This is a genomic window from Micromonospora sp. NPDC051296 (assembly GCF_040682255.1).
In the GTDB taxonomy this organism is placed as follows: domain Bacteria; phylum Actinomycetota; class Actinomycetes; order Mycobacteriales; family Micromonosporaceae; genus Micromonospora; species Micromonospora craterilacus.
This window is the reverse complement of sequence record NZ_JBFBAO010000198.1, coordinates 1-12,853: the sequence shown is the minus strand read 5'-3', so window position 1 is coordinate 12,853 and position 12,853 is coordinate 1. Positions and strand designations below refer to the sequence as shown.

The window sequence follows — 12,853 nt, the reverse complement described above, 5'->3', positions numbered from 1 at the left end:
CCACAGGGTGGTGAGCCGGTCGGCGCCGTCGAGCATGACGGCCTCGTAGATCTCCTTCGGCACGGCGGACATGGCCGCGCCGAAGAGCACCACGTGAGGTGCTCGACGCGGGCCCGGCCGGTGCCCGGCAGCAGGACCGAGATGACGTCGAAGCGGACCTCGTCGGCGGTGGTGCCGGTGGCCGCCAGCCACGCGGCGGCGAGCCCGCGCAGCCGGCGTGCCTTGCGCGGCACCACGGCCTCGGCGGGGGTGCCGAACTTCGCGCTGCGGCGCGTCTTCACCTCGCAGAAGGCGAGCACCGGCCCGTCCCAGGCGATGATGTCGATCTCTCCCGAAGGGCAGCGCCAGTTCCGGGCGACCGGGCGCAGGCCCGCCTCGATCAGGTGCCGGACGGCGCACCGTTCGCCGTACCCGCCCACCGCCTGGTTCCGCTTGGTCATGACCGGCACCCTGCTCGGTACGCGCCGTCCAGGCGACCCGACCGGCGCGACCTGTGGACGACCGAAGGTGCTGTGGACGGACAAACGATCATGCACTCGGTGTGCTAGGCGACGAATCGGCCCCTTACTCTCCGTACCCGGTCGAAATGGCCCTTTGCCCTCTGGCCAGGGTCGGGGCCGGATGGCGCCCGGCGGGCCCGTCGCATACGGTGCCGGGCGTGGACGGACGACGCAGCTTTGCCGATGATCAGGAGTCGCGCTGGTACCCGGGTGAACGCGACCAGGGCTACGGCGACCCGGAATGGGGTGGCGCGGCGGAGGCGCGCTACCGCGACGACGAGCCGCGGGTGGCTCCCGAGCAGCGCAGTGACGACGACGACCGGTACGCCTCGCCTCGCCGCTTCGGCGTGACCGACCCGCTCGGGGACGCCCCGGTGGAGACCGAGCGCTACCGGGCGTCGCGCGCCCGGCGGGCCGAATCGGGAGATCCGGACGTCTCCGGTGAGTTGCCCGCCGATCGTCCCGGTCGCCGTGCCGCCCGGGAGGCGAGCCTGCCCACCAGCGGGGCTCCGCTGGCGGGCGATCCGACCCGGCCCGCCCCGCTGGCCGGGTACCCGATCGTCGAGGCCAAGCGGGCAACGGAGCCGGCGAATCCGCTGGAGCAGCCGACCGGGCCGATGCCGCCGGTGACCCCCCGGGGTGACCTGCCGGCGGGCGAGGCCGGGTACCCGGCGGTCGGCGGGGAGGCTGGCTACCAGGCCGGCGGGGAGGCCGGGTACCAGGCCGGCGCGCAGGCGGGGCTGCCGGCCGGCGACGGGGTCTACCGGAGCCGGCGGCCGGTGCTCGCCGTGCTGTTCGCCGTGCTGGTTCTGGTCTTCGAGGGGCCCGCCCTGCGGGTGCTGCTGCACGGGGCGACCGCGGACCCGGTCTCCGCCGCCGACGTGCTGGTGGGCACGTTCCTGGTCTGCGGCCTGCCGATCTTCGCGGCCGGCCTGTACGGGCTGCGCACCACCGGGTTCTCGCTGACCGACGGCGCGCGGGGCTGGCTGCGACCGCCGACGGCGTACCTGACCGTCGGACTGGCGCTCTTCCTCGCCGCGGCGCTGGCCGCCGGCTGAGCGGAGACGATCGTCGGAGAGCGGGCCCGTCCCGGGCCCGCTCCTCGACGCCGGTGCTCGGATCCGAGGTGTTAACAGGGGCCCCTTCCTCTACCGGAGGCGTTAAGAAGGGGCCCTTCCTTGCACCCGGAGGTGGGCCGGCGGGGAGAGCGCGTACACTGGTCGACTGGCGACCGCCTCGTGCGGTCGACCTCGCGTGCCCTCTCCACGAATCTCGTGGGGTGGCGGCCTCCCTGGTCCCGACCCGGTCGGGCCCATCATGGCCGTCGACCGGGCGCCAGGACGCCCGGCCGCCGGCCGGGCGGGACAACCAGGGACCGCAAGGAGTGCAAACGATGGCCGTCGTGACCATGCGTCAGCTGCTGGAGAGTGGTGTTCACTTCGGGCACCAGACCCGGCGCTGGAACCCGAAGATGAAGCGCTTCATCTTCACCGAGCGTAACGGCATCTACATCATCGACCTGCGCCAGACCCTCGACTACATCGAGAAGGCGTACGAGTTCGTGCGCAACACGGTGGCCGAGGGCGGCAGCATCCTCTTCGTGGGCACCAAGAAGCAGGCTCAGGAGGCGATCTCCGAGCAGGCGACCCGGGTCGGCCAGCCGTACGTCAACCACCGCTGGCTCGGCGGCATGCTGACCAACTTCCAGACGGTGTACAAGCGGCTGCAGCGGATGAAGGAGCTGGAGGCCCTCGGTGACCTGAGCGGCACCGCCGCCGGTTACACCAAGAAGGAGACCCTGCAGCTCTCCCGCGAGAAGATCAAGCTGTCCCGCACCCTGGGTGGCCTGCGGGACATGCAGAAGGTGCCGGCCGCGATCTGGGTGGTCGACACCAAGAAGGAGCACATCGCCGTCGACGAGGCCCGCAAGCTGGGCATCCCGGTGATCGCCGTGCTCGACACCAACTGCGACCCGGACGAGGTCGACTTCCCGATCCCGGGTAACGACGACGCGATCCGTTCGGCCGAGCTGCTGACCAAGGTCATCGCCGCCGCCGTCGCCGATGGCCTGATCGCCCGTTCCGGTCGTCGCCGGGGCGGCGACGAGAAGCCGGAGGCGGGCGTCGCCGCCGACGAGCCGCTGGCCGAGTGGGAGCGCGAGCTGCTCGAGGAGCCGAAGAAGGCCGACGAGCAGCAGCCGGCCGAGCAGCCGGCCGAGCAGCCGGCCGAGCAGTCGGCCGAGCAGTCGGCGGCCGTCTCCGGGCAGTGACCCCGCCGCCGCCTGGCCACCGTCCGTTTCGCTGATGGTGGCCGGCGGCGGGTAGGCCGGGCACGAACCGCCCGGAATCGGGTAACCGGCACCTCAGACCATTCCATCGCAGTCTCAATACCGAAGAGAGAGCCATGTCCCAGATCACCGCCGCGGACGTCAAGAAGCTCCGCGACCTGACCGGCGCCGGCATGATGGACAGCAAGAAGGCGCTGACCGAGGCCGAGGGCGACTTCGACAAGGCCGTCGAGATCCTGCGCGTCAAGGGCGCCAAGGACGTCGGCAAGCGGGCCGGGCGCACCGCCGCCAACGGCCTGATCGCCCACTCCGGCCAGGCGCTGCTCGAGCTCAACTGCGAGACCGACTTCGTCGCCAAGAACGAGGCCTTCGTCGTGCTGGCCCAGCAGCTGGTCGAGCACGGCGAGCGCGCGGGCGTGAGCAACGCCGAGGAGCTGCTGGCCAGCGAGATCGACGGTCGTACGGTCGCCGACGTGGTCCAGGAGCAGTCCGCCAAGATCGGCGAGAAGCTGGTGCTGAACCGGTTCGTCAAGCTCGACGGCACCGTCGCGGTCTACCTGCACCGCAAGGCCCAGGACCTGCCCCCGGCGGTCGGCGTGCTTGTGCAGTACGCCGGCAAGACCGACGAGGCGGGCGACGCCGACGCGCGCGGCGCGGCCATGCAGATCGCCGCGATGCGTCCGCAGTACCTCACCCGGGACGAGGTGCCGGCCGAGGTCGTCGAGTCCGAGCGGCGCATCGCCGAGCAGACCGCCCGCGAGGAGAACAAGCCCGAGGCGGCGCTGCCGAAGATCGTCGAGGGTCGGGTGAACTCCTTCTTCAAGGACTTCGTCCTGCTGGAGCAGTCGTCGGTCACCGACAACAAGAAGACGGTGAAGCAGGTGCTGGCGGAGGCCGGCATCGAGGTCACCCGCTTCGTGCGGTTCGAGGTCGGCCAGGCCTGAGCCGCCTGCCGGGCGCGCCGCGCCCGTGGGCTGAGCAACGACGAGACGAGGAGGCCGCCGGTGTACGCGACAGGCACCGCGGCCTCCTCGTCCCATAAGGTCGGCAACGGCAGGTACGCGCACCCGGGCGCGGCAGTGGGGGAAGGACGGGCGGATGACGCAGGTTGTGAGTGACCGGACGCTGGCGGCGGACGATCCGACGGCACCGCCGCCCGGCCGGGCCCGGCGGGTGGTGCTGAAGCTCTCCGGCGAGGTGTTCGGCGGCGGCGCGATCGGCGTCGACCCGGACGTCGTCCAGGCCATCGCCCGGCAGATCGCCACCGTGGTGCGCCGCGGTGTCCAGGTCTCCGTGGTGGTCGGCGGCGGCAACTTCTTCCGCGGCGCGGAACTGCAGAAGCGGGGCATGGACCGGGCCCGGGCGGATTACATGGGCATGCTCGGCACCGTGATGAACTGCCTCGCCCTCCAGGACTTCCTGGAGAAGGAGGGCATCGAGACCCGGGTGCAGAGCGCCATCACGATGGCGCAGGTCGCCGAGCCCTATATTCCGCTGCGGGCGATCCGGCACCTGGAGAAGGGCCGCGTGGTCATCTTCGGTGCCGGGGCGGGCATGCCCTACTTCTCCACCGACACGGTGGCCGCCCAGCGCGCGTTGGAGATCCACGCGGACGTGGTGTTGATGAGCAAGAACGGCGTCGACGGCGTCTACACGGCCGACCCCCGGATCGACCCGAGCGCCAGCAAGTTCGACTCGATCACCTTCTCCGAGGTGCTGCGCCGCAACCTCCGGGTCGCCGACGCGGCCGCCTTCAGCCTCTGCATGGAGAACGGCCTGCCGATGCTGGTCTTCGGCGCGCAGGGCGACGACACCATCGTCCGGGCGGTGGGCGGCGAGAAGATCGGCACGCTGATCACCACCTGAGCTGACCGCCGACGGTGACCTCGGCGGTCCCGGTGACCCGACAAGCCCACGACGAGCACAAGAAGGAGGCGAGGAGACCGGTGATCGACGACACCCTCCTCGAGGCCGAGGAGAAGATGGAGCGTGCGGTCGAGCACGCCAAGGAGGAGTTCGGCGCCATTCGCACCGGTCGCGCCACTCCGGCCATGTTCTCCAAGATCATCATTGACTACTACGGCAGCCCGACGCCGCTGACCCAGATGGCGTCGGTGGGCATCCCCGAGCCGCGGATGGCCATCATCAAGCCGTACGACAACTCGCAGATCAACGCCATGGAAAAGGCGATCCGCGACTCGGACCTCGGGGTCAACCCGAACAACGAGGGCAACCAGCTGCGCATCCTGCTCCCGCAGATGACCGAGGAGCGCCGCCGCGACATGATCAAGGTCGCCCGGCACAAGGGTGAGGAAGCCAAGGTCGCCATCCGCAACATCCGCCGCAAGGGCAAGGAAGAGCTGGACCGGCTCGTCAAGGACGGCGAGGTCGGCGAGGATGACGGCCGCCGCGCGGAGAAGGAGCTGGACGACCTGACCCAGCGGTACGTGGCGCACGTCGACGAGTTGGTCAAGCACAAGGAAGCCGAGCTGCTGGAGGTCTGACCCTCCACCCTCACCCGGCCCCCGTACCCCCTTCAGCCGCCCGCGTTGATCATGAAGTCATTGCCCGCGTCAACGGCGTGTCATGGCTACAACTTCATGATCAACGCGGCAGTGGGTGGGTACTGGTACGTCCTACCGGGCGGGCGGGTGCAGTAGGCTCGGCACGATTCCCGGCGACCCGGCGATGAACGGTGGGGATCGGCAAGCCGACGGGCCGGCAAATCAGACGGAGCGCCTCGCGCGGGTAGGGGATGGTAGTGGCTGTGCGTCAAGTGGTGGATCTCGTACCGCTCTCGTCCGGTGCGTGATGTCCCACCTCGACCCCTACGGTGGCGCCGAGGCCCGCGGCTGGGACCGCCCGGACCGGCCCGCCCCGCTGCCCTGGCCGGAACCGGACGTCGAACCCGGCCGGTGGGCCCGGGACTCGCACTCCGGCCCTGAGCTGTACGCCGAGCCGCGTAGCCACCTTCGACCGCAGGCCGACCGCCCGTACGCCCGACACCCGGAGGACCGGGGCGGCCCGCCCGATGCAGGGTTCGGCGGCCGGCGCGGACCGTACGACGACCGGGACCTGCCTGATCCGTACGACGACCGGGACGTGCGTGGTCCGTACGACGACCGGGAACTGCACGGTCCGTACGACCGCGACCGGGACCTGTATGGCCCACCTGACCGCGACCGGGACCCGCACGAGCCGTACGACGACGACCGGGACCGGCGTGGCCCCTACGACGGCGGTCGGGACCGCTCCCCGACCGGGGCGAACGGGCGCCGCGACCTGGACCACGAGGACGCTCCCACGGCGCAGCTGGCGCCGGTGCGGGTCGGCGACGGCCGAGACCACGACGACGCGCCGACCACCCAACTGGCCCCGGTACCGGCCGAGGAGGCCGCGGAACCCGACGCCGAGCCCTCGCCGGGCCGGCGCCACCGTGGCCGGCGGCGGGCGGGTGCCGGTCGGCCGGCCACCCAGCAGGCGGCGGGCCGGGCCGGGCGAAACCTGCCGGCGGCCATCTCGGTCGGCGTGGGCCTGGGCGCGGCGGTTCTGCTGCCACTGTTCCTCTACCCCCTGGCGTTCCTGCTGGTGATCGTCGTGGCCTTCGGCGTGGGTATCTGGGAGATGTCCCGGGCGGTACGCCGCGGTGGCGCCGAGGTGCCGCTGGTGCCGCTGATCGCGGGTGGGGTGCTCACCGTCACCCTGGCCTGGTTCGCCGGCCTGGACGCGCTCATGCTGGGCCTGCTGGTCACTGTCGCGGGCGCGCTGGTCTGGCGGCTCGGCGACGGCCTGGCCGGTCTCCGGCGGGACATGACCGCCGCCGCCCTGATCGCGGTGTACGTACCCTTCCTCGGCGGCTTCGCCGCCCTGCTCGCGGCGTCCCCGGACGGGGACCTGCGGGTGCTGGTGACCCTGGTCGCCGTGGTGCTCTCCGACACCGGCGGGTACGCGGCCGGCGCCAACTTCGGCAAGCATCCGATGGCGCCGACGATCAGCCCGAAGAAGTCCTGGGAGGGCCTCGCCGGCTCGGTCGGCGCCGCGGCGCTGGGCAGCGCCGTGCTGCTCTGGCTGCTGTTCGACGTGGCCCCCTGGTGGGGTGCCGTGTTCGGGGTGGCGGTCTCGGCCGCGGCGGTCCTCGGCGACCTCGCCGAATCCATGATCAAGCGGGATCTCGGCGTGAAGGACATGAGCAACCTGCTGCCCGGGCACGGCGGACTGATGGACCGGCTCGACTCGGTCCTGTTCGCCGTACCGACCGGGTACCTGCTGCTCGTGGTCTTCGTACCGGCGGTGAACTGAGGCATGGATCACGCCGGCGCATCCGGGTCGCGGAGGCGGCCAGAGCGGATCCGCCACCTCCGGACGGGTACGTTCCGAGCTGGGCGTGCCAGACTGGACAGGCCATGACGAGCCTGCCCATGATCCCGGTCGACCCGGACGCGCCCGGCGCGCGCCGGGCGGCAATGCCCCCACAGCACCTCGCCGACCTCGACCTGGCCGGCCGGAAAGCCCTGGTCACCGGGCTCGGAGAGCCGGCCTTCCGGGCCCGGCAGATCTCCACCCACTACTTCGGCCGACTGGTGCGCGACCCGGCGCAGATGACCGACCTGCCGGCGACGTCCCGGGAGCGCCTGGCCGACCAGCTGCTGCCCCGGCTGCTCACCCCGGTACGGGAGCTGGCCTGCGACGACGGCGCGACCCGCAAGGCGCTCTGGCGGCTGCACGACGGGTCGCTGGTGGAGAGCGTGTTGATGGGCTACCCGGACCGGGTCACCGTCTGCATCTCCAGCCAGGCCGGTTGCGGGATGGCGTGCCCGTTCTGCGCGACCGGCCAGGCCGGTCTGACCCGCAACCTCTCCACCGCGGAGATCGTGGACCAGGCGGTCTACCTGGCCGGCGTGGCCGCCTCCGGCGCGGTGTCGGGGTCGCCGCCGAGGCTGTCACACGTGGTCTTCATGGGCATGGGGGAGCCGCTGGCGAACTACAACCGGGTGGTCGCCGCGATCCGTCGGCTGGTCGCACCGGCCCCGGAGGGCCTCGGTCTGTCCCAGCGGCACGTCACCGTGTCCACGGTCGGGCTGGTGCCGGCCATCCACCGACTGGCCAGCGAAGACCTCTCGGTGACTCTTGCGCTGTCGCTGCACGCCCCCGATGATGAGCTGCGCGACGAACTCGTGCCGGTCAACCAGCGCTGGAAGGTGTCCGAGGTGCTGGACGCAGCCTGGGCCTACGCGACTCGCACGGGGCGTCGTGTGTCGATCGAATACGCGATGATCAAGGACGTGAACGACCAGCCGTGGCGAGCCGATCTGCTCGGCCGGCTGCTGGCCGGCAAGCTGGCCCATGTGAACTTGATCCCGCTCAACCCGACTCCGGGCAGCCGCTGGGACGCGAGCCCGAAGCCGGTCGAGCGGGAGTTCGTCCGGCGGTTGCGCGACGCCGGGGTGTCTACCACGGTGCGGGACACCCGAGGTCGCGAGATCGACGGAGCGTGTGGGCAGCTGGCCGCCGCGGAGGACAGTGGCACCGACCCGGTCGGGGAGATGTCGGCGTGACCGGGCGTGGCGAACGAGACCAGGAGACATAGTGGCGAGTCAGGGTCAGCGTTTCCGGCGTAAGGCGCTCCGCCGGGGATACAAGGTTGACGAGGTGGACGCCTTCCTGGACCGGGTCGAGGCGACCCTGGCGGGTCAGCCGGTCGGAGCCCCGGTGGCCTCGCAGGAGGTCCACGACGTCGTCTTCCGGGTTCGCTTCAACGGCTACGACGAGTGGCAGGTCGACCTGCACCTCGACCGGGTCGAGCGGCAGCTGGCCGAGCTGGAGGAGCGCGGCAGCGCCGGCCGGGCCGGCGGCGACCCCCGGATGGGTCCGCCGGACCGGATGGGCCCGCCGATGCGCGACGGCCGTGGTATGTCCCCGGTGCCGCAGCCGCCGATGCCGCCCCGGCCGATGCCGGCGCAGGCCGGCCCGCCCTACGGCCGCTACGACGAGCCGACCGGCGCCTTCGCCGGTGGGTACGACGCCCCCCGCGGCGGGTACGACGCGCCGCGTGGCCCCGGCGGACCGATGGGTCCGCCCGGTGGCCCGATGGGTCACGGCGGCCCACCGCCGCGGGGCCTGCCCGCCGGTCCGGGCGGCTACGGGCCTCCGGATGGGCCGGGCGGCTACGGCCCGCCGGACGAGCAGCGCTTCGACGGCTTCGAGGCGGGCCGGCGTGGTCGCGCCGACATGACCACGGAGATGCGGGCCCTGCCGGACCGGGATCCGCGCCGCGGCCCTGCGGGACCGCCCGGTATGCCGCAGCAGGCGCTCGGTGGGCCACCGATGGGCGGGCCCCCGCCGATGGCGGGCCCGCCGGCGATGGCCGGGCCGTCGATGGGCGGACCGCCGATGGCCGGTCCGCCTGGCAGCGACCTCTACCGGGTGGACCAGATCCGGCGTAGTTTCCAGGTCCGCCGGTTCGGCAGCGGGTACGACCCCGACCAGGTGGACCGGTTCTTCGAGAGCCTGCTCGGCGGGATGGCCGGGCGTAACCAGATGCCGGTGAACCCGAAGGACCTGGACACGCTGCGCTTCGGGCTGGTGCAGGGTGGTTACTTCGAGGCCGAGGTCGACGCCGCGCTGAAGAACGTCCAGGACATCCTCTTCGGCCGCTGAGACACCACGACGACGAGGGCCCGCTCCCGGGATCGGGGGCGGGCACTCGCGCGTGTCAGATCAGGAGCGCAGGCCGTTGCGGCGCAGCACCACGTCGCCGATCACGATGAGCAGCAGGAGCGCGGCCAGGCCGATCAGCCAGATGTCCTCGACCCTGCCCTCGTGGTTGCCGCAGAGCATTGCCAGCAGCACGAGCGCGGTGAGTACCGCACCGATCCGCCCGGCCTTCCGGTGCCCGGGCTTGTGCTGGTCTGGCGAAGTTACCGGCTCGCTTCCCGCCACTGTCGGTCCTTCCTCGCGTTCGGATCTCCGGCTAGTCTGGCACGTCCCCCACGCAGGGACCTGCGGCGGGGCGGACCTGCCTGGCCGGGCCGGGTCCACCGACCCGGGACCTTCGGCCCGTCCCGGCGGGGCGGGCGGGTATGGCGGCGTCGCGGGGCGTAGACCAGACTGCCTCCGGTAGCGTTCTGACGTACGCCTTTGTCTGTCTTTTTTGAGGGGGAACTGCGGTGCGAGTGACCGGTACCGGGCACGCGAGCATGCGGATCGACACTGCCGCGGGCAGCATCCTGTGCGACCCGTGGGTCAACCCGGCCTACTTCGCCTCCTGGTTCCCGTTCCCCGACAATTCCCAGCTCGACTGGGAGGCCCTCGGCGACGTCGACTATCTGTACGTCTCCCACCTGCACCGGGACCACTTCGACGCGGCCCACCTGAAGCGGTACGTGTCGAAGAAGGCGACCGTGCTGCTGCCCGAGTTCCCCACCTCGGAGATGGAGGACGAGTTCCGCGAGCTGGGCTTCACGAAGTTCCTGAAGACCCGCAACGAGGAGATCATCGAGCTGGACGGTGGCCTCAAGGTCATGATCCAGGCGCTGACCAGCCCGACCGACGGCCCGATCGGTGACTCCTCGCTCTGGGTGGAGTACGACGGGGTCCGGCTGCTCAACCAGAACGACGCCCGCCCGACCGACCTGAGCGTCTTCGCCGAGCTGGGCCACGTGCACGCGCACATGCTGCAGTTCTCCGGGGCGATCTGGTATCCGATGGTCTACGAGCTGCCGCAGGCGGCGAAGACCGCGTTCGGCAAGCAGAAGCGGGACCGTCAGTTCGACCGCACCTGGCGCTACATCGACGACCTGAAGGCCGACCACGTCTTTCCGATCGCCGGCCCGCCCTGCTTCCTCGACGACGAGCTGTGGCAGTTCAACGACATCTTCGACGACGAGGGGAACATCTTCCCCGACCAGTCGGTCTTCCTGGCCGAGTACGCCAAGGTCGGCGGCAGCAACGGCATCGTGCTGCTGCCGGGCAGCGTCGCGGAGGTCACCACCGAGGGGGCGACCACCACCCACCCGCAGCCGATCGAGGAGTTCTTCGCCAACAAGGTCGCCCACCTTGAGGAGATGCGCGAGCGCAAGCGGCCGGTCATCGAGGCGGAGAAGGCGTCCTGGCGGCACCCCGAGGTCGACGTGCTCAAGGAGATGAAGCGGCGGGTCGAGCCGCTGCTGGACGAGTCGATCTACCTGGCCAAGGGTGTGGGCGGCCCGGTCCGGTTCGACCTGGTCGGCTACGACGGGGAGAGCGTCGAGTCGATCGTGGTGGACTTCCCGGGCAAGCAGGTGCGGCCGTACGCGGACGAGAAGGTGCGCTACCGGTTCCGTACCGAGCGGGCGCTGGTGGAGCACCTGCTGCACATCGGCGAGGTGGACTGGGTCAACTCGCTCTTCCTGTCCTGCCGGTTCTCCGCCGCCCGGATCGGGCAGTACAACGAGTTCGTGTACGCCTTTTTCAAGTGCCTCTCCACGGAGCGCCTCCAGTACGCGGAGGGTTGGTACGACGAGCACGAGCGGGCCGTCGACGCCGAGGACATCACCCTGGGCGACTGGGTGGTGCAGCGGCGCTGCCCGCACCTGAAGGCGGACCTGAGCCGGTTCGGCATCGTCGACGGCGACCAGCTCACCTGCCAGCTGCACGGCTGGCGGTTCGACCTGCCCAGCGGCCGGTGCCTGACCAGTGTCGGCCACAAGGTCCGGGCGCACCGCGTCGGCGAGGAGGCCCCGGCCCCGGCGATCGCCCAGCCGACCGACTGACGCCCGTGCCCGCTGTTAAGAAGGGCCCCTTTTAGTACGCCAGGCGTTAATAAGGGGCCCTTCCTTACCCCTCAGCGGCCGAGGTCGGCGAGGATGCGCTGGGCGGCGTTGTGGCCGGCGGCGCCGATCACGCTGCCGGCCGGGTGGCAGCCGGCGCTGCCCGCGTACACCCCGTCGACGCCGGTGGCGTACGGCATCCGGTCGGCGAACGAGACGGTGTTGTCGACGTGGTGGATGTGCCCGCCGGTGATGCCGAAGTGCGCCTCGATGCCGGGCGGCGTCAGCGGCACCGCGTCGGCGATCAGGTCACCGGTGCCCGGGGCGTACCGCTCGCAGATCTCCACCAGCTTCTCGACGTAGCCGGGCAGCGCCGCGTCCCAGGTGGTGCCGGCCAGCTCGTACGGCACCGACTGGACGAACAGCGCCGACGAGTGGTGTCCGGACGGGTCGGCCAGCGACGGGTCGACGGTGGTGTGCAGGTACCACTCGATGGTCGGCTCCGCCGGCAGCCGCCCGGCCTGCACGTCGGCCCACATGGCGCGCAGCGCCGCCATCGGCGGCTCGCCCCCACCACCGGTCAGCGACGCCGAGCCGGGCAGCAGGTGGATGGTCGAGCCGAACGGGCTCGGCGCGCCCTCGGGCAGGCAGGAGAAGCGGGGCAGGCCGCGCAGCGCCAGGTTGAGCTTGAGCGTGGTGCCGGTGCGCCGGACCGCCGCCATCCGGTCGGCCAGCGTGGTCGGCAGCGCGCCGTCGGGCAGCAGCCCCATCAGCCGGTACGGGTCGCAGGCGCCGAGCACCACGGAGGCGGTGACTTCCCGGCCGTCGGCGAGCACCACCCCGCTGGCCGCGCCGCCGTCCAGAGTGATCGCGGTGACGGGCGCGCCGGTGACGATCCGGGCGCCGGAGGCGCGGGCCGCGTCGGCGAAGGTGCGCGACACCGTACCCATGCCGCCCTCGGCGATCATCCAGGTACCGCCCGAGCCGGGCAGCCGGCACATGTTGTGCACCAGGAAGTTGTGCCCGGTGCCGGGGTCGTCCGGGCCGGCGTTGAGACCGGACAGGCCGTCGGTGACCGCGTACATGCTGACCAGCAGCTCGGAGCGGAAGTCGAAGCGGGCCAAGTAGTCGGCGACCGAGCCGCGTACCAGGTCCACGAAGACCGTTTGCAGCTCGGGCCGGACGTAGCGCGCGGCGGTCTCCTCCACCGGCAGCGGCTCGGTCAGCCAGGCCGGCGCGAGGTCCTCGCGCAGCGCGGCCAGCTCGGCCTGCAACGCGTCGTCGGCGGCCACGTCGGCGGGGGAGAAGAACTCGGCGAG

General features: G+C 71.6%; 10 protein-coding genes and 2 pseudogenes. 9 read left to right on the top strand and 3 right to left on the bottom strand.

Annotated features, from left to right (window positions below; genetic code table 11):
* Nucleotides 1-95 precede the first annotated feature (95 nt).
* Nucleotides 96-440 (bottom strand): annotated as a pseudogene (locus tag AB0M52_RS20565) (YraN family protein); the annotation flags it as partial.
* A 181-nt stretch (nucleotides 441-621) separates the two neighbouring features.
* Between AB0M52_RS20565 and AB0M52_RS20560 the strand changes: the two are divergent.
* From AB0M52_RS20560 to AB0M52_RS20525, 8 genes and pseudogenes are all read left to right on the top strand, one after another.
* Nucleotides 622-1,558: pseudogene (locus AB0M52_RS20560) on the top strand (hypothetical protein).
* Between the two features lie 335 nt (nucleotides 1,559-1,893).
* Complete coding sequence (gene rpsB, locus AB0M52_RS20555) at nucleotides 1,894-2,769, top strand: 30S ribosomal protein S2 (protein WP_363955889.1); 876 nt, start codon at nucleotides 1,894-1,896, stop codon at nucleotides 2,767-2,769.
* A gap of 134 nt (nucleotides 2,770-2,903) precedes the next feature.
* Nucleotides 2,904-3,731 carry a translation elongation factor Ts gene (gene tsf / locus AB0M52_RS20550; protein ID WP_363955886.1) on the top strand — a complete coding sequence of 276 codons (828 nt, stop codon included), beginning with the start codon at nucleotides 2,904-2,906 and terminating at the stop codon, nucleotides 3,729-3,731.
* 154 nt (nucleotides 3,732-3,885) lie between these two features.
* On the top strand, nucleotides 3,886-4,653 hold the full coding sequence (pyrH, locus tag AB0M52_RS20545; protein ID WP_111215933.1) for a UMP kinase: 768 nt from the start codon (nucleotides 3,886-3,888) through the stop codon (nucleotides 4,651-4,653).
* A gap of 80 nt (nucleotides 4,654-4,733) precedes the next feature.
* The gene (frr, locus tag AB0M52_RS20540) at nucleotides 4,734-5,291 is read left to right on the top strand and encodes a ribosome recycling factor (RefSeq protein ID WP_131304500.1); all 558 of its coding nucleotides are present in this window, start codon (nucleotides 4,734-4,736) and stop codon (nucleotides 5,289-5,291) included.
* A 307-nt stretch (nucleotides 5,292-5,598) separates the two neighbouring features.
* The gene (locus AB0M52_RS20535) at nucleotides 5,599-7,086 is read left to right on the top strand and encodes a phosphatidate cytidylyltransferase (protein WP_363955892.1); all 1,488 of its coding nucleotides are present in this window, start codon (nucleotides 5,599-5,601) and stop codon (nucleotides 7,084-7,086) included.
* A gap of 104 nt (nucleotides 7,087-7,190) precedes the next feature.
* Nucleotides 7,191-8,342 (top strand): 23S rRNA (adenine(2503)-C(2))-methyltransferase RlmN, encoded by a 1,152-nt coding sequence (gene rlmN / locus AB0M52_RS20530; protein WP_363955883.1) that lies wholly within the window; start codon nucleotides 7,191-7,193, stop codon nucleotides 8,340-8,342.
* A gap of 31 nt (nucleotides 8,343-8,373) precedes the next feature.
* Nucleotides 8,374-9,444: a DivIVA domain-containing protein gene (locus AB0M52_RS20525; RefSeq protein ID WP_363955880.1), complete on the top strand. Its 1,071-nt coding sequence runs from the start codon at nucleotides 8,374-8,376 to the stop codon at nucleotides 9,442-9,444.
* A 60-nt stretch (nucleotides 9,445-9,504) separates the two neighbouring features.
* Here the strand turns inward: AB0M52_RS20525 and AB0M52_RS20520 are convergent, their stop codons facing one another.
* On the bottom strand, nucleotides 9,505-9,726 hold the full coding sequence (locus AB0M52_RS20520; RefSeq protein ID WP_363955878.1) for a DUF2631 domain-containing protein: 222 nt from the start codon (nucleotides 9,724-9,726) through the stop codon (nucleotides 9,505-9,507).
* 227 nt (nucleotides 9,727-9,953) lie between these two features.
* Between AB0M52_RS20520 and AB0M52_RS20515 the strand changes: the two genes are divergently transcribed.
* Nucleotides 9,954-11,537 carry a Rieske 2Fe-2S domain-containing protein gene (locus tag AB0M52_RS20515; protein ID WP_363955876.1) on the top strand — a complete coding sequence of 528 codons (1,584 nt, stop codon included), beginning with the start codon at nucleotides 9,954-9,956 and terminating at the stop codon, nucleotides 11,535-11,537.
* A gap of 71 nt (nucleotides 11,538-11,608) precedes the next feature.
* Here AB0M52_RS20515 and AB0M52_RS20510 read toward each other — a convergent pair.
* Nucleotides 11,609-12,853: NAD(P)/FAD-dependent oxidoreductase (locus tag AB0M52_RS20510; protein WP_363955873.1), on the bottom strand; the 1,245-nt coding region annotated here is incomplete at its 5' end.